At 58.8% G+C, this 20,274-nt stretch carries 16 protein-coding genes and 1 pseudogene; 10 read left to right on the forward strand and 7 right to left on the reverse strand.

The features are described from left to right. Nucleotides 1-6 precede the first annotated feature (6 nt). From PYW49_RS16750 to PYW49_RS16765, 4 genes are all read right to left on the reverse strand, one after another. Entirely contained in the window at nucleotides 7-1,389 is a 1,383-nt protein-coding gene (locus PYW49_RS16750) for an MFS transporter (protein WP_089599417.1), read from the reverse strand. 226 nt (nucleotides 1,390-1,615) lie between these two features. Further along, nucleotides 1,616-3,583: a xylonate dehydratase YagF gene (gene yagF / locus PYW49_RS16755; RefSeq protein WP_320387008.1), complete on the reverse strand. Its 1,968-nt coding sequence runs from the start codon at nucleotides 3,581-3,583 to the stop codon at nucleotides 1,616-1,618. A 14-nt stretch (nucleotides 3,584-3,597) separates the two neighbouring features. Then, the gene (gene yagE, locus PYW49_RS16760) at nucleotides 3,598-4,506 is read right to left on the reverse strand and encodes a 2-keto-3-deoxygluconate aldolase (protein WP_320387009.1); all 909 of its coding nucleotides are present in this window, start codon (nucleotides 4,504-4,506) and stop codon (nucleotides 3,598-3,600) included. A 210-nt stretch (nucleotides 4,507-4,716) separates the two neighbouring features. Then, nucleotides 4,717-5,169, reverse strand: a complete 453-nt coding sequence (locus PYW49_RS16765) for a YhcH/YjgK/YiaL family protein (RefSeq protein WP_320387010.1) — start codon at nucleotides 5,167-5,169, stop codon at nucleotides 4,717-4,719. 675 nt (nucleotides 5,170-5,844) lie between these two features. Here PYW49_RS16765 and arcA point away from each other — a divergent pair. The 5 genes from arcA to PYW49_RS16790 all read left to right on the forward strand — a co-directional run bounded on the left by arcA (nucleotide 5,845) and on the right by PYW49_RS16790 (nucleotide 11,028). Next, a complete protein-coding gene (gene arcA, locus PYW49_RS16770; protein ID WP_320387011.1) occupies nucleotides 5,845-7,065 on the forward strand; it encodes an arginine deiminase in 1,221 nt (406 codons plus the stop codon). Nucleotides 7,066-7,075: 10 nt separating this feature from the next. Continuing rightward, nucleotides 7,076-7,987: a carbamate kinase gene (gene arcC, locus PYW49_RS16775; RefSeq protein WP_134349484.1), complete on the forward strand. Its 912-nt coding sequence runs from the start codon at nucleotides 7,076-7,078 to the stop codon at nucleotides 7,985-7,987. 25 nt (nucleotides 7,988-8,012) lie between these two features. Next, nucleotides 8,013-9,017, forward strand: coding sequence for an ornithine carbamoyltransferase (gene argF, locus PYW49_RS16780; protein WP_320387012.1), 1,005 nt, complete (start codon nucleotides 8,013-8,015; stop codon nucleotides 9,015-9,017). A gap of 47 nt (nucleotides 9,018-9,064) precedes the next feature. Beyond that, a complete protein-coding gene (locus PYW49_RS16785) occupies nucleotides 9,065-10,468 on the forward strand; it encodes a YfcC family protein (RefSeq protein ID WP_134349483.1) in 1,404 nt (467 codons plus the stop codon). Nucleotides 10,469-10,548: 80 nt separating this feature from the next. After that, on the forward strand, nucleotides 10,549-11,028 hold the full coding sequence (locus PYW49_RS16790; RefSeq protein WP_047346435.1) for an arginine repressor: 480 nt from the start codon (nucleotides 10,549-10,551) through the stop codon (nucleotides 11,026-11,028). 3 nt (nucleotides 11,029-11,031) lie between these two features. Here the strand turns inward: PYW49_RS16790 and PYW49_RS16795 are convergent. Then, nucleotides 11,032-11,149, reverse strand: a pseudogene (locus PYW49_RS16795) (hypothetical protein). Between PYW49_RS16795 and PYW49_RS16800 the strand changes: the two are divergent. The 5 genes from PYW49_RS16800 (at nucleotide 11,129) to gbpA (ending at nucleotide 14,717) form a co-directional block, all read left to right on the forward strand. Further along, nucleotides 11,129-11,233: a pyrBI operon leader peptide gene (locus PYW49_RS16800; protein ID WP_022646880.1), complete on the forward strand. Its 105-nt coding sequence runs from the start codon at nucleotides 11,129-11,131 to the stop codon at nucleotides 11,231-11,233. The pseudogene PYW49_RS16795 and the gene PYW49_RS16800 sit on opposite strands and share 21 nt — an antisense overlap. Before the next feature lie 34 nt (nucleotides 11,234-11,267). After that, entirely contained in the window at nucleotides 11,268-12,200 is a 933-nt protein-coding gene (gene pyrB, locus PYW49_RS16805) for an aspartate carbamoyltransferase (RefSeq protein ID WP_320387013.1), read from the forward strand. 12 nt (nucleotides 12,201-12,212) lie between these two features. Next, a complete protein-coding gene (pyrI, locus tag PYW49_RS16810) occupies nucleotides 12,213-12,674 on the forward strand; it encodes an aspartate carbamoyltransferase regulatory subunit (RefSeq protein ID WP_134349482.1) in 462 nt (153 codons plus the stop codon). Between the two features lie 73 nt (nucleotides 12,675-12,747). Then, nucleotides 12,748-13,134, forward strand: a complete 387-nt coding sequence (gene ridA, locus PYW49_RS16815; protein ID WP_134349481.1) for a 2-iminobutanoate/2-iminopropanoate deaminase — start codon at nucleotides 12,748-12,750, stop codon at nucleotides 13,132-13,134. A 131-nt stretch (nucleotides 13,135-13,265) separates the two neighbouring features. Further along, nucleotides 13,266-14,717, forward strand: coding sequence for an N-acetylglucosamine-binding protein GbpA (gbpA, locus tag PYW49_RS16820; protein ID WP_320387014.1), 1,452 nt, complete (start codon nucleotides 13,266-13,268; stop codon nucleotides 14,715-14,717). A gap of 90 nt (nucleotides 14,718-14,807) precedes the next feature. On the opposite strand, the gene PYW49_RS16825 is transcribed toward gbpA, so the two are convergent. Then, nucleotides 14,808-17,192 (reverse strand): beta-N-acetylhexosaminidase, encoded by a 2,385-nt coding sequence (locus PYW49_RS16825; RefSeq protein WP_320387015.1) that lies wholly within the window; start codon nucleotides 17,190-17,192, stop codon nucleotides 14,808-14,810. Nucleotides 17,193-17,392: 200 nt separating this feature from the next. Next, on the reverse strand, nucleotides 17,393-20,101 hold the full coding sequence (mgtA, locus tag PYW49_RS16830) for a magnesium-translocating P-type ATPase (protein ID WP_320387016.1): 2,709 nt from the start codon (nucleotides 20,099-20,101) through the stop codon (nucleotides 17,393-17,395). Between the last annotated feature and the right edge of the window lie 173 nt (nucleotides 20,102-20,274).

The following is a 20,274-nucleotide window of genomic DNA, read 5'->3' on the forward strand; positions in this document are numbered from 1 at the left end:
CTCCGGTTAATGGGATGCGGCTGTCGCGGCGTCGGGAACGACCTCGCCCTGCGCCGCGCGATGCTTGATCAGCTGCTGGCTGATGGCCTCCACGCGGGCATCGGTGAGCTTATAAAACGACAGCATGATGAACATGCCCGCGTAGAGCACCACGGGCACCACGCAGAACAGAATTTTGATGGTGGTGAGCACCTCGACCGGCTGCACGCTGCTGCTGGCGGAGTAATTTACGTACGCCAGGATCCAGCCCACCACCGCCCCGCCAATTGCCAGGCCAATCTTCAGACTGAACAGGTAGGTGGAGAACACCAGCCCGTCGAGGCGGCGCCCGCTTCGGCTCTCCTCGTAATCCACCACGTCAGAGGCCATCAGCCACTGCAGCGGCGTGGTGGTGTTAAAGACGAACAGGAACAGAATGTTGAGGGCGAAAATCAGCGCGATGTGCTCCGCCGGGGTGACGAAAATCAGCAGGCTGATCAGCGAATAGGCGACGATGATCCACTTAAAGGCGGTGACGCGGTCGAAGCGGCCCAGCAGGCGGGAGGAGCAGAGCGAGCCGAACATGGTGGCGAGGCTGCCGTAGAGTAAAAACTGGGTCGCCATCTCCGGGTGATCCATCACGTATTTCACGAAGTAGAGCGTCGCCCCGCCGCGCACCACGTTAGAGCAGGTCGCCATCATCTTGAACGCGCACATGATGCGCCACTGGGTGTTGCCCAGCAGCAGCTTGAGATCTTTCGCCACCGACGAACCCGGCTGCACCTCAAAGGTGTAGCGCTCTTTGGTGGTGAAGAAGCAGACGTAGAGCAGCACCACGCCGCTCAGGCCCAGCACGCACATGGCGCCGAAATAGCCCACCTGCTCATTCCCTTTGCCGATGATGCTGACCAGCGGCAGCGCGATGCCGCTGATGGCGAGCGAGCCCGCCGCCGCCAGGAAGAAGCGCCAGGACTGCAGGGCGTGACGCTCTTTCGGGTCGGCGGTAATGACGCCCGGCATGGCGCAGTACGGAACGTTAACGAAGGTGTAGACCAGGGTCAGGAGAATGTAGGTCACGCAGGCGTAGATGATTTTGCCCTGCGCGGAGAAGTCCGGCGTGTAGAAGGTCAGCACGCAGACGATGCCGAACGGGATGGCACCCCACAGCAGGAACGGGCGGAACTGACCGTGACGCGTGCGGGTGCGGTCTACCAGCAGCCCCATCAGCGGGTCGGTCACGGCGTCGAGCACGCGGGAGACCAAAAACAGCGTGCCCATAATCCCCGCCGACAGGCCGAAGACGTCGGTGTAGAAGTAGGCCAGCAGGAACATCGTGGCCTGCCAGACGAAGCCGCAGGCGGTGTCACCCAGCCCGTAGCCAATTTTGTCTTTCATGGTTAATTGCGTCATCAGAATTACACCCTTATGTAGTGTGCTGAATTACAACATCGTGTTAATGGAGTGTAATGAGCTGTTCAATTAACCAGCAATGGTCATATCTTATTTCTGAATTACGTTATTTTGCTTTTGTGACGCCAACGATATATCACAACTTATTGTTTAAATTAGCAAACAATAGACACGCGAAAACCGTCCGCGGAATATTTTCCGCAGACGGTTTTATCAAATAAAATAATTAAATACCGAGCGCTTTTTTACCGGCGTTAATTACCTCGATAATTTTATCGGTGTCATAAATACAACCTTTCCAGGTGCCGCCGCTTACCGACTGCAACGCCGCCCACAGCCGGGTATCGTCCGGCAAAAAGTCGTGGGCGTGCAGGTCCGGATGCGTCTGCCTGACTGCCAGCTCGCGCGCGCCCTCTTCCGGCGTCAGCGGCTTTTCCCCCGTGCCGATAAAGTTGACGCTTCCGGTCAGCGTCAGGCGGTCGACCGCAATTTCAATGATGTCGTTGTCGCGCAGCTTGCCAATCGGCCCGCCCGCCAGCGCCTCCGGCGACACGTGGCCGAAGCAGGCGCCCGTCGACACGCCCGAGAAGCGCGCATCGGTGATTAACGACACCGTCTTGCCCCACGAGATATGCTTCAGCGCAGAGGTGAGCTGGTAGGTCTCTTCCATGCCGGTGCCGGACGGCCCGCCGCCGATCACCACCATGATATCGCCCTGCTTTATCTCTTCCCGCTTGATGGCCTTGATCGCCTGCGCTTCCGAGACAAACACCCGCACCCGGCCGGTATGGCGGTAAACGCCATCGTCATCCACCACCGACGGGTCGATCGCCGTGGCCTTGATCACCGATCCTTCCGGCGCGATGTTGCCCGTCGGGAAGCAGACCGTTGAGGTCAGCCCTTTCGCTTTTGCCTTCTCCGGCGGCAGGATCACGTCATCCGGATCCACGCCATCCTGCTCGCGCAGGCACTGGCGGAAGCGCGCCCGGCGCTCGGACGCCTGCCACCAGTCGAGGTTCTCGCCCACCGTCTGTCCGGTGACGGTCATGGCGTCCAGATGCAGCAGGCCGAGATCGCGCAGGTGGAGCATCACTTCCGGCACGCCGCCCGCGAGGAACGCGCGCACGGTCGGGTGATAATCCGGGCCGTTGGGCAGCACGCTTACCAGGCGAGGCACCCTGCGGTTGACGCGCGTCCAGTGTTCAACGTCCGGGATGGTGCAGCCCGCCGCGTGGGCGATGGCCGGAATGTGCAGCAGTAAATTGGTGGAGCCGCCGAACGCCGCGTGGATCACCATGGCGTTTTCGATGGCTTTGTCGGTGAGGATATCGCGCGTGGTGATGCCGCGGTTATCCAGCTCGCTCACCGCCCGCGCCGACTGACGGGCGATCTCCAGCCACACGGCCTGCCCGGACGGTGCCAGCGCGGAGTGCGGCAGCGCCAGACCCAGCGCTTCCGCCACCACCTGCGAGGTGCCTGCCGTGCCGAGGAACTGGCAGCCGCCGCCCGGCGACGCGCAGGCGCGACAGCCCAGCTCGGCGGCCTCCTGCAATGACAATTCATGGTTGGCGAAGCGCGCGCCGATGGTCTGTACCTTGCCCGCGTCTTCGCCGACGGTCGGCGGCAGCGTCGCCCCGCCCGGCACCAGAATGGTCGGCAGGTCGTGCATCGCGGCCAGCGCAATCATGGTGGCGGGCAGCCCTTTATCGCAGGTCGCCACGCCGATCACCGCCCGGCGCGTCGGCAGGGAGCGGATCAGACGGCGAAACACGATCGCCGCATCGTTGCGGTACGGCAGAGAGTCGAACATGCCGTGCGTGCCCTGCGAGCGCCCGTCGCACGGATCGCTGACAAAGGCCGCGAACGGGATCCCGCCGTTGCGGGTGATCTCCTTCGCCGCCGCCTGCATCTGCATGCCGATCTCCCAGTGCCCGGTGTGGTAGCCCAGCGCGACCGGGCGTCCGTCCCCGGCGCGGATCCCGCCCTGGGTACCGATAATCAGCACCTCTTTGCCGGTCAGCTTGTTGGCGTCCCAGCCCATCCCGGCGTTCTGCGTCATGCCGAACAGGTTGCCGCTGGGGGATTCCATCAGCATCTGCGGAGTCAGCGGCAGCGCGCCCTGCGGCCCCGCCGCGTGGGTAATGACGGCATAAAACGCATCGTCCTGCGGGGTGAAAATTGTCTCGATGGTCATGGTTATCGTCCGGCTCAGCAGAGCTTGAGCTGTTGCAGCAGGGTTTTCAGCTGCGCCTTACGCGGCTCGTCCAGCGCAGAGGCGGGCGGCAGCACGTGCGTGGAAATCGGGCGGCCGCAGAGCACAATCGCCTCTTTAATGACGTTCACAAACGGCGTATCCAGCTGATACATCTGCGGTATTTGCAGTAAGGTCTGATGATACTCAGCCGCTTTCGCCACGTCTTTATCCCGCCAGGCTTTCAGAAGATTCACCGACACCTGCGGGGCAAAGTTGCCGCTCGCCGAAATAGCCCCGTCGCCGCCGAGCAGCAGAGTATTAAACAGATGATCGTCGTAGCCGCACAGCACGGTGAAGTGCGGATGGGCGGCTTTCACGGTGTGGATCATGCTGCGCAGGTGGGCGACGGAGTCGATGGTGTCTTTAATGCCGATAATGTTGCTGCGCGAGTCGGCCAGGGTTTTCACCAGCACCGGGGTCAGATCCTGCCCGGTCAGCGCCGGGAAGTTATAGAGCATTACCGGCAGCGTGACGCTGTCGGCCACCTGCTCGAAGTAGCGGATCAGGTTCGCTTCCGACACTTTCCAGTAGTAGGGGTTGATCACCACGATGCCGTCCGCGCCCGCCTGCTGCGCGTGCTGGCTCAGCTCAATGGTTTCCCGGGCGTTGGTGCCGCCGGTGCCGATCAGCACCGGCACGCGGCGATCGACGTGATCGATAGCAAAGCGGGCAATGGTTTTACGCTCTTCGGCACTGAGCTGGGAGAACTCGCCGCCGCTGCCCAGGAAGAACAGGCCGTCAACGCCTGCCTTGATCAGATCGTCGATCAGCGCGGCGGTGCCCTGCTTATCGAGCTGGCCGTCGGCGGTAAAAATGGTGGAGACAGGGGGAATGATTCCCGTGAACAACGCGGACTGCGGCATAAGATCTCCTTGCTGAATCATTTTGTTCTACATTGTAGAACAGTGTTCATTAATTTAACGATCATACTATGACGCAGAAAAAGCGCAGGTAAATGGGAAGGGAAGAGGGAGTGCGGGAAATATAAGCTGGATCACATATTGCCCCTCTCCCACGGGGAGAGGGTGTAAAAGTACCCTCTCCCCGTGGGAGAGGGTTAGGGTGAGGGAAAATTACTCCACCAGCATTTTAACGACCACTTTCCTGACCTTAGCAGGCGCTCCCACCGCGCACAGCGGCTTATGCACCTCACCCGGCCAGAACACCACGAAATCCCCTTCGCTCAGCACCACGGTTTTTTCCTGCTCGCCCTCCGGCAGGAACGCGATGTCTTTCTCCGCCAGCCAGTCGGTGTCCGGCGTGCCGTGCGGCAGGGTGCTGAAGGTCATTCCTTCCTGGCCTTTCATAATTATCTGGATATCCAGATAGCGCGCGTGGAACTCGGCGCGGCGCTCGGCGAACGGCTGGGTCGTGTCTTCAGAAACCAGATAAAACAGGCTGTTACCATTGATGTCATGTTTCCCGAGCGGCGTGGCGTCGGTGACGTGGGCTTTGACGTGCTCAATGGCCTGACGCAGTTCGTCAGGCAGCCAGGACTGCAGATGGTGGATGTTGCCGATAATCATGAGAAAATCCTCGATATAAAACAACGTTTCATTTTTATCTTTTATACGAGAATTCTCACTGCCATACCACCGCTTTCTCGATGGGTTTTGCGCGAGCGCATGTTTATCGGGAATGGTGTTAATTTGCTGTTAAACCATCGCAGGCATTTATGCAGTCATTATGCATATCTTCGGTTCTTTATAATTTTGCCCGCGCGCTAACCCACTGATCGCCAGGCTATAACAATAAAACTCGCTACAGCCTCACAGTTTATGACTTTGATAATTTGCGATTAAATTCCATAACTATTTATTGATTTTCCTTAAGCCAAAAATAATTAATTAGCAATATTGCATAGCCATTCCTTAGTAACTTTTTATTTATTTAAAATCAATAACATAATCAAATAATTCAAAGCGTAAAATTCTACAAAACAATAACAAACTCAAATAATGTCAGCGGATCCTGCTTAGCTATTCACCTCATCAAAATAACCAATTAATCATTATCTGATGCGAATCATGCAAATGAAAACAAACCCCTTAATATCCGTTTTCGCGTGAACGGCATCACAATACGGATTATTTAACTGCCTAGTATGAATCACGAAATCAATTGAGCTTAGCCGCCATGAAATTAAATACATCGCATGGCGCATGCCCTTTTTATTCTGAAAAACAGTTAAAGGAATAATTATGGAAAAGCATTACGTCGGTTCTGAAATTGGTCAATTGCGTAGCGTTATGCTGCACCGTCCGAATTTAAGTCTGAAACGTTTAACGCCATCGAATTGTCAGGAGCTGCTTTTCGATGACGTGCTCTCGGTTGAACGGGCGGGTGAGGAGCATGACATTTTCGCAAACACGCTGCGCGAGCAGGATGTGGAAGTCCTGCTGTTGACCGACCTTCTGACACAAACCCTTGATATTGCAGAGGCGAAGGCCTGGCTTCTGGATACGCAAATCTCCGACTATCGTCTCGGCCCGACCTTTGCCGGCGACGTCCGCGGCTGGCTGGCGGATATGCCGCACCGCGAACTGGCGCGCAGATTAAGCGGCGGATTAACCTACGGTGAAATTCCGGCAGCCATTAAAAATATGGTGGTCGATACCCACACGGCCAATGATTTTATTATGAAGCCGCTGCCAAACCATTTATTTACCCGCGATACCTCCTGCTGGATTTATAACGGCGTGTCCATTAATCCGATGGCCAAACCGGCGCGTCAGCGCGAAACGAATAACCTGCGGGCAATATATCGCTGGCACCCGGCGTTTGCCGACGGTGATTTTATTAAGTATTTCGGCGACGAAAATATTAATTACGACCACGCCACCTTAGAAGGCGGTGACGTATTAGTGATTGGCCGCGGTGCGGTGCTGATCGGCATGTCCGAACGCACCACCCCGCAGGGGGTGGAGTTTCTCGCCAACAGCCTGTTCAAACACCGCCAGGCCGAGCGCGTGATCGCCGTTGAGCTGCCAAAACACCGCTCCTGCATGCACCTCGACACCGTCATGACCCACATCGACGTGGATACCTTCTCCGTCTACCCGGAAGTGGTGCGCAAAGATGCCCAGTGCTGGACGCTCACCCCGGACGGACGCGGCGGCCTGCTGCGTACCCAGGAAACCGACCTGCTGCACGCCATCGAGAAGGCGCTCGGCATTAACCAGGTGCGTCTGATCACCACCGGTGGCGATGCCTTTGAAGCCGAACGCGAGCAGTGGAACGACGCCAACAACGTCCTGACCATCCGCCCCGGCGTGGTGATTGGCTACGAGCGCAACGTCTGGACCAATGAGAAGTACGACAAGGCGGGTATCACCGTGCTGCCGATTCCTGGCGACGAGCTGGGACGCGGGCGCGGCGGCGCGCGCTGCATGAGCTGCCCACTGGAACGCGACGGAATTTAAAGGAGCCATCATGGAACGAAAACCTACTCTGGTAGTGGCCCTGGGCGGCAACGCGCTGCTCAAGCGCGGTGAACCGTTAGAGGCCGACATCCAGCGCCAGAACATCGAGCTGGCCGCCCGCACCATCGCCGGGCTGACGGCGCAGTGGCGCGTGGTGCTGGTGCACGGCAACGGGCCGCAGGTCGGGCTGCTGGCGCTGCAGAACAGCGCCTACGACAAGGTCGCCCCCTACCCGCTGGACGTTCTCGGCGCCGAAAGCCAGGGAATGATCGGCTACATGCTCCAGCAGGCGCTGAAAAACAGCCTGCCCCAGCGCGAGGTGAGCGTCCTGCTCACCCAGGTGGAAGTGGACGCCGCCGACCCGGCCTTCAGCAACCCGACCAAATACATCGGCCCGGTCTACAGCGAAGCCCAGGCGAAAACGCTGGCCGCGGAGAAAGGCTGGGTGTTCAAGGCCGACGGTGGCTATTTCCGCCGCGTGGTGCCCTCACCACAGCCGAAACGTATCGTTGAGAGCGACGCCATCACGGCTCTTATTCAGCGCGACCATCTGGTGATCTGCAACGGCGGCGGCGGCGTGCCGGTGGTGGAAAACGCCAACGGCTATCGCGGCATTGAGGCGGTGATCGACAAAGACCTCTCCGCCGCCCTGCTGGCGCGCCAGATTGAGGCCGATGCCCTGCTGATCCTCACCGATGCCGACGCGGTGTACCTCGACTGGGGCAAACCGACCCAGCGTCCGCTGGCGCAGGTGACGCCGGAGTTGCTCAGAGGTATGCAGTTCGACGCCGGATCGATGGGGCCGAAAGTGGCCGCCTGCCGCGAGTTTGTTGAAGCCTGCAATGGGATAGCCGGGATCGGCGCGCTGGCCGACGGCGCGGAGATCCTCGCGGGCGAGAAAGGCACGTTGATTCGTAACTGAACACTTATTTAAAAAGGATTTACCCATGACCATCAACCTGAAAAACCGCAACTTCCTCAAGCTGCTGGACTACACCCCGGCAGAGATCCAGTACCTGATCGACCTCGCCATCGAGCTGAAAGCGGCCAAAAAAGCCGGGCGCGAGAAGAAAACCCTGGTCGGGAAAAACATCGCCCTGATTTTTGAAAAAACCTCCACCCGCACCCGCTGCGCCTTTGAAGTGGGCGCGTTTGACCAGGGCGCGCAGGTGACCTACCTCGGCCCAAGCGGCTCGCAGATCGGCCATAAAGAGTCGATGAAAGACACCGCCCGCGTATTGGGCCGGATGTATGACGGCATCGAATACCGCGGCTACGGCCAGGCCATCGTCGAAGAGCTGGGCGAGTATGCGGGCGTACCGGTGTGGAACGGTCTGACCGACGAGTTCCACCCCACCCAAATCCTCGCCGACCTGATGACCATGCTGGAGCACGCGCCGGGCAAAACCCTGCCGGAGCTGAGCTTTGCCTATCTCGGCGACACGCGCAACAACATGGGTAACTCCCTGATGGTCGGCGCGGCCAAGATGGGGATGGATATCCGCCTCGTGGCACCGAAATCCTTCTGGCCGGAAGCGGGTCTGGTTGAGCAGTGCCGTGCCATCGCGAAAGAAACGGGCGCGCGCATCACGCTGACCGACGACGTGGAAGAAGGCGTGCAGGGGACCGATTTCCTCTACACCGACGTGTGGGTCTCCATGGGCGAGCCGAAGGAGGCCTGGGCCGAGCGCGTCAGCCTGATGAAACCGTATCAAATCAATGCGGACGTGATGAAAGCCACCGGCAATCCGAACGTCAAGTTTATGCACTGCCTGCCGGCGTTCCATAACGAGCACACCAAAGTGGGCCGAGAAATCGAGATGGCCTACGGGCTGAAGGGGCTGGAGGTGACGGAAGAGGTCTTTGAATCACCGAACTCCATCGTCTTCGACGAAGCAGAGAACCGCATGCACACCATTAAAGCGGTCATGGTGGCGACACTCGGCGACTAATCACCGCCCGGCGCGCCACGGGGTGCGCCGGGTTTAAGGAGAACATCATGGGCAAGTTCAAGTTTCCCTCCGCTTACACCATTCTCTTCTTTCTGATTGCCGCTGTTGCGGCGCTGAGCTGGGTCGTCCCCGCCGGTCAGTACCAGATGGCGATGAACGAGGCGCTCGGCAAAGAAGTCCCGGTTGCCGGAACCTATGCGCACGTGGCGGCGCATCCGCAGGGGATCGTTTCCGTGCTGATGGCGCCGATTGCCGGCCTGTACGATCCGGTTTCCGGCCAGGCCGGGGCGATCGACGTAGCGCTGTTTATCCTGATCATCGGGGGATTTCTCGGGATCGTCACCAAAACCGGGGCGATTGACGCCGGGATCGAGCGCGTCACCACCCGGCTGCGCGGACGCGAAGAGTGGATGATCCCGATCCTGATGGCGCTGTTTGCCGCAGGCGGCACGATTTACGGCATGGCCGAGGAGTCGCTGCCGTTCTACACCCTGCTGGTGCCGGTGATGCTGGCCGCCCGGTTCGATCCGGTTGTCGCTGCCTCCACCGTGCTGCTCGGCGCGGGGATCGGCACGCTCGGCTCCACCATCAACCCGTTTGCCACGGTGATCGCCGCCAACGCCGCCGGGATCCCCTTCACCAACGGCATCGCCCTGCGCGTGGCGCTGCTGGTCATCGGCTGGGTCATCTGCGTGGCGTGGGTGATGCGTTATGCCCGTAAGGTGCGCCTGGATCCGTCGCTGTCGATCGTTGCGGATAAGCAGGAGGAGAACCGCGCCCATTTCCTCGGCAACAAAGGCGAGCAGTCACTGGAATTTACCCCGGTGCGCAAAATCATCCTCGTGATTTTTGCCCTCGCTTTCGCGGTGATGATTTACGGCGTGGCGGTGCTGGGCTGGTGGATGGCGGAGATCTCGGCGGTGTTCCTCGCCAGCGCCATCATCGTGGGGCTGATTGCGCGGATGAGCGAAGAGGAGCTGACCTCAACCTTTATCAACGGCGCGCGAGATTTGCTGGGCGTCGCGCTGATTATCGGCATCGCGCGCGGTATCGTAGTCATCATGGATAAGGGCATGATTACCCACACCATTTTGCACAGCGCGGAAGGGCTGGTCAGCGGGTTGTCCACGGTGGCGTTTATCAACGTGATGTACTGGCTGGAGGTCGTGCTGTCGTTTCTTGTGCCTTCTTCATCCGGCCTGGCCGTTCTGACGATGCCGATCATGGCACCGCTTGCCGATTTCGCTAACGTCAACCGCGACCTGGTGGTTACGGCTTACCAGTCGGCCTCCGGCATCGTTAACCTTGTCACACCGACCTCCGCCGTCGTGATGGGCGGTCTGGCTATCGCCCGGGTGCCTTACGTGCGCTATCTGAAATGGGTCGCGCCGCTGCTGGCGATCCTGACGGTGGTGATTATGGTGGCGTTAAGCCTGGGGGCGTTGTTGTAATTTGCCGGATGGCGCTGCGCTTATCCGGCCTACGGATCGGTGCGGTGTCACCGGTTATTTCGGGAACTGATATGGGAAACATGATGGATTACGAAGAGTACTCTCCCAAAGAACAACTGCAGCTCACGGTGTGCAAGCGTCTGGTCGCCGAAAAGGGGTATCTTTCGCAGGAAGAGATCCGCCGCGACCTGCAGGAGAGAGGGTTTGACAGCATCAGCCAGTCGACCGTTTCGCGTCTGCTGAAGTTGCTCGGAGTCATAAAAATTCGAAATGCCAAAGGGCTAAAGATTTATTCGTTGAATCCTCAACTGCGCCCTGCCCCCGACGCCGCGCGTACCGTTTCGGAAATGGTTGTGAGCGTCGAACATAATAGCGAGTTTATCCTTGTGCATACCGTCGCCGGATATGGCCGCGCGGTGGCGCGTATTCTGGATTATCACCAGCTACCGGAAATTTTAGGCGTGGTGGCCGGCAGCAGTATCGTCTGGGTCGCCCCCCGGGTGGTGAAGCGCACCGCGCTGGTGCATAAGCAAATTAATTATTTACTCAGAACGAATTAATATTCACAAAGAACCGTTTGCATTGAGTAAAGTGTGCATTAAATCGCTTGATCCGAAAAGCGAGCTGCGTATAATGCCCGACAATTTGCCGGGAGGAAGCATGGTCAAGCGTGTACGACATAACGTCTTACCGCGTCTGAAATCAGACGCTGGCCTGCCGTTTTTCTTCCCGTTGCTAAACCTATTCCCAGAGCCCCTCATTTGAGGGGCTTTTTTTTGCCCGGCGTCAGGAGATAAACATGAATCCGCTTTATCAAAAACACATCATTTCCATAAACGACCTCAGCCGCGAAGAGCTGGAACTGGTTCTGGAAACCGCGGCAAAACTGAAGGCCAATCCGCAACCGGAGCTGCTGAAGCACAAGGTGATTGCGAGCTGCTTCTTCGAAGCCTCGACCCGCACCCGCCTCTCCTTTGAGACCTCTATGCACCGCCTGGGCGCAAGCGTGGTGGGCTTCTCGGACAGCAGCAACACGTCGCTGGGTAAAAAAGGCGAAACCCTCGCGGACACCATTTCAGTCATCAGCACCTATGTAGACGCGATTGTGATGCGCCACCCGCAAGAAGGCGCGGCGCGCCTGGCAACCGAATTTTCCGGCGGCATTCCGGTGCTGAACGCAGGTGACGGTGCCAACCAGCACCCGACGCAGACCCTGCTGGATCTGTTCACCATTCAGGAGACGCAGGGCACGCTCGAGAACCTGAACATCGCCATGGTCGGCGACCTGAAGTACGGCCGTACCGTCCACTCCCTGACCCAGGCGCTGGCGAAATTTAACGGCAACCGCTTCTTCTTCATCGCCCCGGACGCGCTGGCGATGCCGCAGTACATTCTCGACATGCTGGACGAAAAAGGCATCCAGTGGAGCCTGCACGCCAGCATCGAAGAGGTAATGAGCCACGTGGATATTCTCTACATGACCCGCGTGCAGAAAGAGCGTCTGGACCCGTCCGAATACGCCAACGTGAAGGCGCAGTTCGTGCTGCGCGCCAGCGACCTTGAGGGCGCGCGCGACAACATGAAGGTCCTGCACCCGCTGCCGCGCATCGATGAGATCACCACAGACGTGGATAAAACGCCGCACGCCTGGTACTTCCAGCAGACCGGGAACGGCATCTTCGCCCGCCAGGCGTTACTGGCACTGGTTCTGAATCGCGAATTGGCTCTGTAAGGGGAAATGACCATGACACACGATAACAAACTCCAGGTTGAAGCCATCAAGCGTGGCACCGTGATTGACCACATCCCTGCGCAGGTGGGCTTTAAGCTGCTGACGCTGTTCAAACTGACCGAAACCGACCAGCGCATCACCATCGGCCTGAACCTGCCGTCAGGCGAGATGGGCCGCAAGGATCTGATCAAAATTGAGAACACCTTCCTGACCGACGAGCAGGTCAACCAGCTGTCGCTGTACGCGCCGGAGGCCACCGTCAACCGCATCGACGAGTATGAAGTGGTCGGTAAATCCCGTCCGAGCCTGCCGGATCGCATTGAGAGCGTGCTGGTCTGCCCGAACAGCAACTGCATCAGCCATGCTGAGCCGGTGTCCTCCAGCTTTGCAGTGAAAAAACGCGCTGATGACATCGCACTCAAATGCAAATACTGCGAAAAAGAGTTTTCTCATTATGTGGTGCTGGCCAACTAATTGAGGTTGGTAATGAAATCCCGGCTGTTATAATGGCCGGGAACATTCTTAACGCTGTAATTCTGGAGAAAACATGAGCAAAGTACTCGCGACGGAAAATGCACCCGCGGCTATCGGCCCCTACGTTCAGGGCGTTGATCTGGGCAGCATGATCATCACTTCAGGTCAGATCCCGGTGAACCCAAAAACCGGCGCGGTGCCGGAAGATGTAGCGGCACAGGCGCGTCAGTCGCTGGAAAACGTGCAGGCTATCGTGGAATCCGCAGGCCTGAAAGTGGGCGATATCGTGAAAACGACCGTTTTCGTGAAAGATCTGAACGATTTCGCCACCGTTAACGCCACCTACGAAGCGTTCTTCACCGAGCACAATGCCAGCTTCCCGGCGCGCTCCTGCGTGGAAGTGGCACGTCTGCCAAAAGACGTGAAAATTGAAATCGAAGCGATTGCCGTACGTCGTTAATTTATTTCAATAAATAATGGGCGGCCTCGGCTGTCCATTTTTTTTGGTTATTTTTCCTCTCTCCACAGCATGACGTCCCCCACCCGCCATTAATAACATCGAGCTGCATATTTATTATTAATGGACTAACAATGAAATTATCAAAAATTGCGCTGGCGGTAGCGACGATGACCGTTGCTTCATCCGCTTTGGCGCACGGTTATATTGAATCACCTGCCAGCCGCGCTTATATGTGTAAGCTCGGTCAAAATATTGATTGCGGTTCCGTACAGTATGAACCGCAGAGCGTGGAGAAAACCTCCGGCTTCCCGACGGGGGCGCTACCGCCGGACGGCCAGCTCGCCAGCGCGGGGATCGCTAACTTCTCCCAGCTGGATAAACAGAGTATGAACGCCTGGACGAAAACGCCGATGACCGCAGGCGCGCATGAATTTGTCTGGTACCACACCGCACCGCACAAAACCACCAACTGGCGTTATTACATCACCAGACAAAACTGGGATCCGAATAAGCCCCTGACCCGCGATCAGTTTGAATTAACCCCGTTCTGTACCGTGAATGGAAATGGCCAGGCGCCCGCCATGCGTCAGGCGATGAAATGTAATGTGCCGGCACGTACGGGTTACCAGGTTATTTATGGCGTCTGGGAAATTGCGGATACCTCGAACAGTTTCTACCAGGCCATTGATGTTGATTTTGGAAACGGCGGCAACGTTACGCCGGATGAAACCCCGGGCGTTGTTTCCGAATGGAGCAAAACCCTGAGCGGCCAGATTGCCGGTAATAACCTGAACGCAGGCGATAAAGTCATTGCCCGCTTCTTCGACGCTCACGGTGAAGTCACGTCCATGCGCACCGACATGACGATCGCCACCGCCGCCCAGGGCGATGCCAACCAGTGGTCATACGATCTGGCGCAGAAAATTAACACGGCTCACAGCGACGTCCGCGTCGGCGTGAAGGATGAAGGCGGCGAGATTAGCTCGGTTCACGGCGCGAACAGCGTCTACGTGAAAGACGGTAGCACGCTGCAGTCAGTCGCGATTTCGTATGAAGAGCAGAAAGCGGACGTGAATGAAACCATTGCCGTCACCGATCTGCAGTACAGCAAAATCGAGCATGGCAACGCGACCGTGACCTTCCACGTCAACACCAAAGGTGACGTGAATGTGGAAGCACACGTGATGAACCACAGCGGTGCGGAAAAAGGCTACCTGAAGCAGGACATGAACAACGCCAACCAAGACGTGACCATGACCCTGAATGACGTGACGCCGGGCCACCACATGCTGAAATACTATGCGACCAATAAAGACGGCACGATGTTCGCCCAGGACGTGCTGAACCTGATGCTGGAAGGCGAAGCGGCGGCGGACAACTCCGGTCAACATGACTTTATCTTCCCGGATAATATCGCGTCGTACAAAGCCGGCACCGTGGTGCTGCAGCCGAAAGACGGTAAGACCTACCAGTGTAAGCCTTTCCCGTACAGCGGCTACTGCGTGCAGTGGAGTAAACATGCCACCCAGTTTGAGCCGGGCGTGGGTTCAGCCTGGAAAGAGGCGTGGGTGTTGAAGAACTGAGTGGTCTGATTCCCTCACCCCGGCCCTCTCCCAAAGGGAGAGGGTGTATAAATTCCCTCTCCCTTTGGGAGAGGGTTAGGGTGAGGGAGTCTACTGATTCCGCGTCGCTCTGAGCAGCGTCTCCAGCGGGTACACCGCCGCAATCACCACCTCGTCCTGCACCTTCGCCGCGTTATCCAGCTCGCTCTGAATCGACGCTATCTCTTTGTCGTCCAGCGTGCCCTGACGTGCCACCAGATCGGTGAGCCGCAGGCCAATCGACGAAAGCTTGTCGACCTCCTGAATCACCGGTTTGATCGCCTTCAGCTGATAGCTGTTTTCGCTTAACGCCAGCGCATCGCTGGTGTTGCTTTGCCAGCGGGTAAAGACGTGGCGCAGGGCCTCGGCGCTTTCCGCGTCTTCCGCATCGCTCACCAGACGGTCAGCCCATTTGCTCATCTGCCGCACGGTGGCGCTTTCGGCGTTCAGCGCATCCACGAAGCGGTTGAGCGGCTCAAACTGATGGTAGTTTCCGGCCTGGAACTTGAGGTGCTGACGAGTGTAATACTGCGCTGGTTCAACTGCCTGCGCGAGGATTTGCAGCGCTATCGTGTCGGCATTGCCGGCGAGGCGCGTGAACTGCACCTGCTGCTGGGTATGCTGCTGCAGCCCGACCGACACCGTCGACCAGCTGTCCATCGCCTGCAGGCGGGTGTACATGTTGTCGACATCGTTGACGTCCTGCGCGGACCACAGGCGCTCCGCCACCGCAAAAGTGCGCGGCCACAGGCGGATATCCAGCACCGGCGCGACCACGTTTTCCGCCCACAGCGCGGCTTCGCCGCCGAGCAGGTTGGCCTGGTTCGCCACATCCGGCACGACTGTCGGAAGGCCTTTCGGCACTTCGTCCAGGCGCGTGCCGCTAATCGGATAGCGGACGTTCCCCACCAGGAAGTAGCCGGTGAGGGTATCGTTATTCACCGACACCACGGGACGCGTTTCGCCCATCCAGGTGTCGACGGTAAAGGTCACCTGGCTGTCATCGCGCCATTCAATATCCTGCACCGCACGACGGGATTTGCCGGCAAAATCAATAAACCCGCGCCAGCCGGCATCCCCTTTCGCCAGCGTGAAGCTCCCCTCCACCGGCTTGCCTTTCAGGCGCGGCATGGAGAAGGCCCAGCTCTGGGCGCTGTCGGTGTCCGCTATCACGTCCACGCCGTTCAGCCCCTGCGGGACAATCTCGTTGCGGTAGTGATAGGCGGTGGACTGGGGCTGGTCAAGATAAAAGCCGGTCGACAGAATGCCCTTGTAGCCGTTCTGCGCCACCTGCCCCAGCGCGTCCTGCCCCTGCCAGGACTGGATCAGAATGCTTTTTGGCAGATCGGGATGGTAGATCTCGTCCCAGCCGACCATCTGCCGGTGGTGTTTCTCGAGGATCGTTTCCAGCTTGCGGTTGAAGTAAGCCTGCAGCGCATGGCTGTCAGCAAGCTTCTTATCGCGCATAAATTGCTGAATAGCGGGGTTCGCTTTCCACTGGGAGTCGTCGACCTCATCGCCGCCGATGTGCAGATACGGATCGGGGAAGATCGCCGCCAGTTCGCTGACCATCGCCTCGGCAAACGCATAGGTTGCCTCTTTCGTTGGATCCAGCACCGGCTTCAGCACGCCCCAGTGTCGCTCCATTGCGTACGGCCCCGGCGCGCTCATCAGCTCGGGATAGGCCACGGCAATTGCCGAGGCGTGGCCCGGCATGTCGATCTCCGGCACCACGCGGATGCCGCGCTCGGTAGCGTAACGCACGACCTCGCGCATCTGTTCCGGGGTGTAGAACAACCCGTCGCTGGCAAGCTGGGTCAGCTTTGGATAGCGCGTCGAGCTGAAGCGCCAGCCCTGATCGTCGGTCAGATGCCAGTGCAGCACGTTGAGCTTGGCGGCCGCCATGCCGTCAATCTGCCGCTTGATGTCCGGCAGCGGGATGAAGTGGCGCGCCGAATCCAGCAGCAGCCCGCGCCACGGGAAGCGTGGGGAATCCTCAATAGAGACCCACGGAAGCGAGCTATTTTCCGCACCGTTCTGCACCAGCTGGAGCAGGGTTTCTATAGCGCGCAATGCACCGAAACGGGTGTTGGCGGAGATATTCACCCCGTTGGCGTCCACCGTCAGCTTATAGCTTTCGTCGCTGTCAGGCAGCGGCTGCGGTTTGACCTTTTTGGCGATGGCAATGCGGATGGTCGGTTTCTCTGGCTTTTCAGTCTGCGGCTGGAGCGTCCAGCCCGTTTGCAGGGCAATACGCTGGCGCAGGCGATTGACGGCGTCACCGAGATCGTCCCCGCTGACGCTAATGGAAACGTTGTTGCTCAGCACCAGCGCGCCCTGCGTTGTCGGGCGTTCGACCTTCGCGGGCCAGGGCATTAAAGGGAGATCGCCTGCCGGGGCGGCAAACGCCGACGCGCCGAGCATCAGCCCGGCGGTTAAGAGACTGTACCGTAACATGAATGTTCCTTATCTGACGGGCCAAATAAAGGCAAAACATTCTGTTAACATGCGTTCATTTTGTCGTCAAGCGAATGCGCCGACGGAGATCACAGGTTGTTGAATTTGAGAGGAAAGCCAGTTGCCGGGTGGCGGCTTCGCCTTACCCGGCCTACGTTCGGATCGTAGGCCCGGTAAGCGCAGCGCCACCGGGCTTGCCGTTACTGCCACCCATACCGACGCGCATAGAACCCTTTCACCATCTGGGTCAGCACCATATAGCCGGCGAGGATCGCCACCAGCCACGGGAAGTAGCTCAGCGGCAGCGCCTGCAGCTGCAGGTAGCTTGCCAGCGGTGAGAACGGCAGCGCGATGCCGAGCGCCATCACAATCCCCGTCATCACAATCAGCGGCCACGCGGCGCGGCTCTGGATGAACGGAATGCGGCGGGTGCGGATCATATGCACAATCAGCGTTTGCGACAGCAGCCCCACCACGAACCAGCCGGACTGGAACAGCGTCTGGTGTTCCGGGGTGTTGGCGTGGAACACAAACCACATCAGGCAGAAGGTCAGGATATCGAAGATGGAGCTGATCGGGCCAAAGAACAGCATAAAGCGCCCGAGATCCGCCGGGTTCCAGTGTTGCGGCTTCTGGATCTGCTCGTCGTCGACGTTATCAAACGGGATCGCCACCTGAGAGACATCGTACATCAGGTTCTGGATCAGCAGATGCAGCGGCAGCATCGGCAGGAACGGCAGAAACGCGCTCGCCACCAGCACGCTGAAGACGTTACCGAAGTTGGAGCTGGCGGTCATCTTGATGTACTTGAGCATGTTGGCAAAGGTGCGACGTCCTTCAATCACCCCCTCCTCCAGCACCATCAGGCTCTTTTCCAGCAGGATGATATCTGCCGCTTCGCGGGCGATATCCACCGCGCCGTCCACGGAGATACCAATATCCGCCGCACGCAGAGCAGGCGCATCGTTGATGCCGTCGCCCATAAAGCCCACCACGTGCCCTTCGCGCTTGAGCAGGGTGACAATGCGCTCTTTGTGCATCGGCGTCAGCCGGGCAAACAGCGTGGTACGCTGGGCAAGCTTCGCCAGCTCGTCATCGGAGAGGTGCTCAATATCGCTCCCCACCACCACGTCGCCCGCGTCCAGCCCCACTTCGTGGCACACTTTGGCCGCTACCAGCTCGCTGTCACCGGTCAGGATTTTGACAGTAATACCGCTCGCCTTCAGCGCCTTCAGCGCCGGCGCGGTGGTCTCTTTCGGTGGATCGAGGAAGGCGATGTAACCCTCGAGGATCAGATCGGATTCGTCGATACGCTGATAGTCCCCCTCGCGCGCGGGCAGGAACTTGCTCGCGACCGCCACTACGCGCAGCCCCTGACGGTTCAGGTTATCGGTGACGCGCTTGATGCGGCGCAGCATGGTGTCGTCCAGCGGCACGATGTCGCCGTTATAGCGAACCTGCGTCGACACGTTCAGGATCTCCTGCAGCGCCCCTTTGCAGATCAGCTGGTGGACGTCCTGCTGCTCGCTCACCACCACCGACATACGGCGGCGCTCGAAGTCGAACGGGATCTCATCCACCTTCTGCCAGCGGCCGGAGAGCGTGCGGGCTGACTCTTCATCCACCCCTTCCAGCACCGCGACGTCGAGCAGGTTTTTCAGCCCGGTCTGGTAATGGCTGTTCAGCCACGCGCTGTGCAGCACGCGCTCGCTGGTTTTGCCGGAGATATCGGTGTGGTTCTCCAGCACAATTTTATCCTGCGTCAGCGTGCCGGTTTTATCGGTGCAAAGGATGTCCATCGCGCCAAAGTTCTGGATGGCGTCGAGGTGTTTGACGATCACTTTCTGTTTAGAGAGCTTCACCGCCCCGCGCGCCAGCGTGGAGGTGACAATCATCGGCAGCATTTCCGGCGTCAGGCCGACAGCCACGGAGAGCGCAAACAGGGCCGCTTCCCACCAGTCGCCTTTGGTGTAGCCGTTGATCAGCAGGACGATCGGCGTCATCACCATCATAAAGCGGATCAGCAGCATGCTGACGCGGCCAATCCCTTTCTGGAAGGCATTGGGTTCGCTCTCCTGCTCGCTGACGCGTCCGGCAAGCTGACCAAACCAGGTGTTGCCCCCGGTGGCGGTGACAATCGCCTGCGCCGTACCGCTGACCACCGTGGTGCCCATAAAGCACAGGGTGTCGCATTCGAGCGGGTTCATCTGCTGCGGGTCGCGGCTGCGCGCCACCTTTTCAACCGGCAGGGATTCCCCGGTGAGAGAGGCCTGGGCGACGAACAGATCGCGTGCCTGAATGATGCGTAAATCCGCCGGGATCATATCTCCCGCCGCCAGCTTCACCAGATCGCCCGGTACCAGCTGGTCGATGGGCAGTTCCATCCAGGCGTTTTCGCCGAGATCGTTAATCACGCGCGAGACGGTTGCGGTGTTGCTAACCATCGCCTTCAGGGCGTCCGCCGCTTTGGTGGAACGGGCCTCCTGAATAAAGTTCAGCAGCGTGGAAATGCCCACCATCAGGGCAATCACCCCTGCGGCAAACAGATCTTCCGTGGCATAGGAGATAAGGCCGAGAACGGTCAGCAGCAGGTTAAACGGGTTGCGGTAGCAGAGCCAGAGATGCACCCACCACGGAGACGGTTTTTGCGCTGGGATCTGGTTATCGCCATGTACGGCGCGAATTTTTTCGACTTCGGACGCGTTCAGCCCTTCGGGGTGGCCGCCAAAGGCGCGCCAGACTTCATTTTCATCCATCGCCGCCACGTTCAGGCAGCGCTCGGTCAGGGACGCGGGGATCGCGGCGCCCGCCATGTTTTTGCCATTGGGCAGCGGGTCGCGCTGAACAAGACGGTGTGGCAGGTGGCGGCTCAGCAGCGCCTGCAGCTGACGGGTAATATTTTTAAACATAGTCATTCCTCCGCATCCGCAAACGCGGATGCAGCATTCCTTCAGGCGTGGCAAAGCCGTACCTGAGAGGCACTCAATTTTTCAAGCAGGAACGTTTATGACGTTGCTGCCTCACATCACCGGTGAGTCAGCAACAGGCTGGCTTACCGGATAGAACGCATTCTCCCGTTCAG

This window comes from Enterobacter chinensis, assembly GCF_034008295.1.
Taxonomy (GTDB): domain Bacteria; phylum Pseudomonadota; class Gammaproteobacteria; order Enterobacterales; family Enterobacteriaceae; genus Enterobacter; species Enterobacter chinensis.

Bases quoted from the DNA above. Each gene is read 5' to 3' on its own strand.
- PYW49_RS16765 (WP_320387010.1), bottom strand. From the start codon at position 5,169: ATGATTATCGGCAACATCCACCATCTGCAGTCCTGGCTGCCTGACGAA.
- PYW49_RS16825 (WP_320387015.1), bottom strand. From the start codon at position 17,192: ATGTTACGGTACAGTCTCTTAACCGCCGGGCTGATGCTCGGCGCGTCG.
- yagE (WP_320387009.1), bottom strand. From the start codon at position 4,506: ATGCCGCAGTCCGCGTTGTTCACGGGAATCATTCCCCCTGTCTCCACC.
- PYW49_RS16800 (WP_022646880.1), top strand. From the start codon at position 11,129: ATGGTCAAGCGTGTACGACATAACGTCTTACCGCGTCTGAAATCAGAC.
- arcC (WP_134349484.1), top strand. From the start codon at position 7,076: ATGGAACGAAAACCTACTCTGGTAGTGGCCCTGGGCGGCAACGCGCTG.
- PYW49_RS16790 (WP_047346435.1), top strand. From the start codon at position 10,549: ATGATGGATTACGAAGAGTACTCTCCCAAAGAACAACTGCAGCTCACG.
- pyrB (WP_320387013.1), top strand. From the start codon at position 11,268: ATGAATCCGCTTTATCAAAAACACATCATTTCCATAAACGACCTCAGC.
- mgtA (WP_320387016.1), bottom strand. From the start codon at position 20,101: ATGTTTAAAAATATTACCCGTCAGCTGCAGGCGCTGCTGAGCCGCCAC.
- PYW49_RS16785 (WP_134349483.1), top strand. From the start codon at position 9,065: ATGGGCAAGTTCAAGTTTCCCTCCGCTTACACCATTCTCTTCTTTCTG.
- arcA (WP_320387011.1), top strand. From the start codon at position 5,845: ATGGAAAAGCATTACGTCGGTTCTGAAATTGGTCAATTGCGTAGCGTT.
- PYW49_RS16750 (WP_089599417.1), bottom strand. From the start codon at position 1,389: ATGACGCAATTAACCATGAAAGACAAAATTGGCTACGGGCTGGGTGAC.
- yagF (WP_320387008.1), bottom strand. From the start codon at position 3,583: ATGACCATCGAGACAATTTTCACCCCGCAGGACGATGCGTTTTATGCC.
- pyrI (WP_134349482.1), top strand. From the start codon at position 12,213: ATGACACACGATAACAAACTCCAGGTTGAAGCCATCAAGCGTGGCACC.
- gbpA (WP_320387014.1), top strand. From the start codon at position 13,266: ATGAAATTATCAAAAATTGCGCTGGCGGTAGCGACGATGACCGTTGCT.
- argF (WP_320387012.1), top strand. From the start codon at position 8,013: ATGACCATCAACCTGAAAAACCGCAACTTCCTCAAGCTGCTGGACTAC.
- ridA (WP_134349481.1), top strand. From the start codon at position 12,748: ATGAGCAAAGTACTCGCGACGGAAAATGCACCCGCGGCTATCGGCCCC.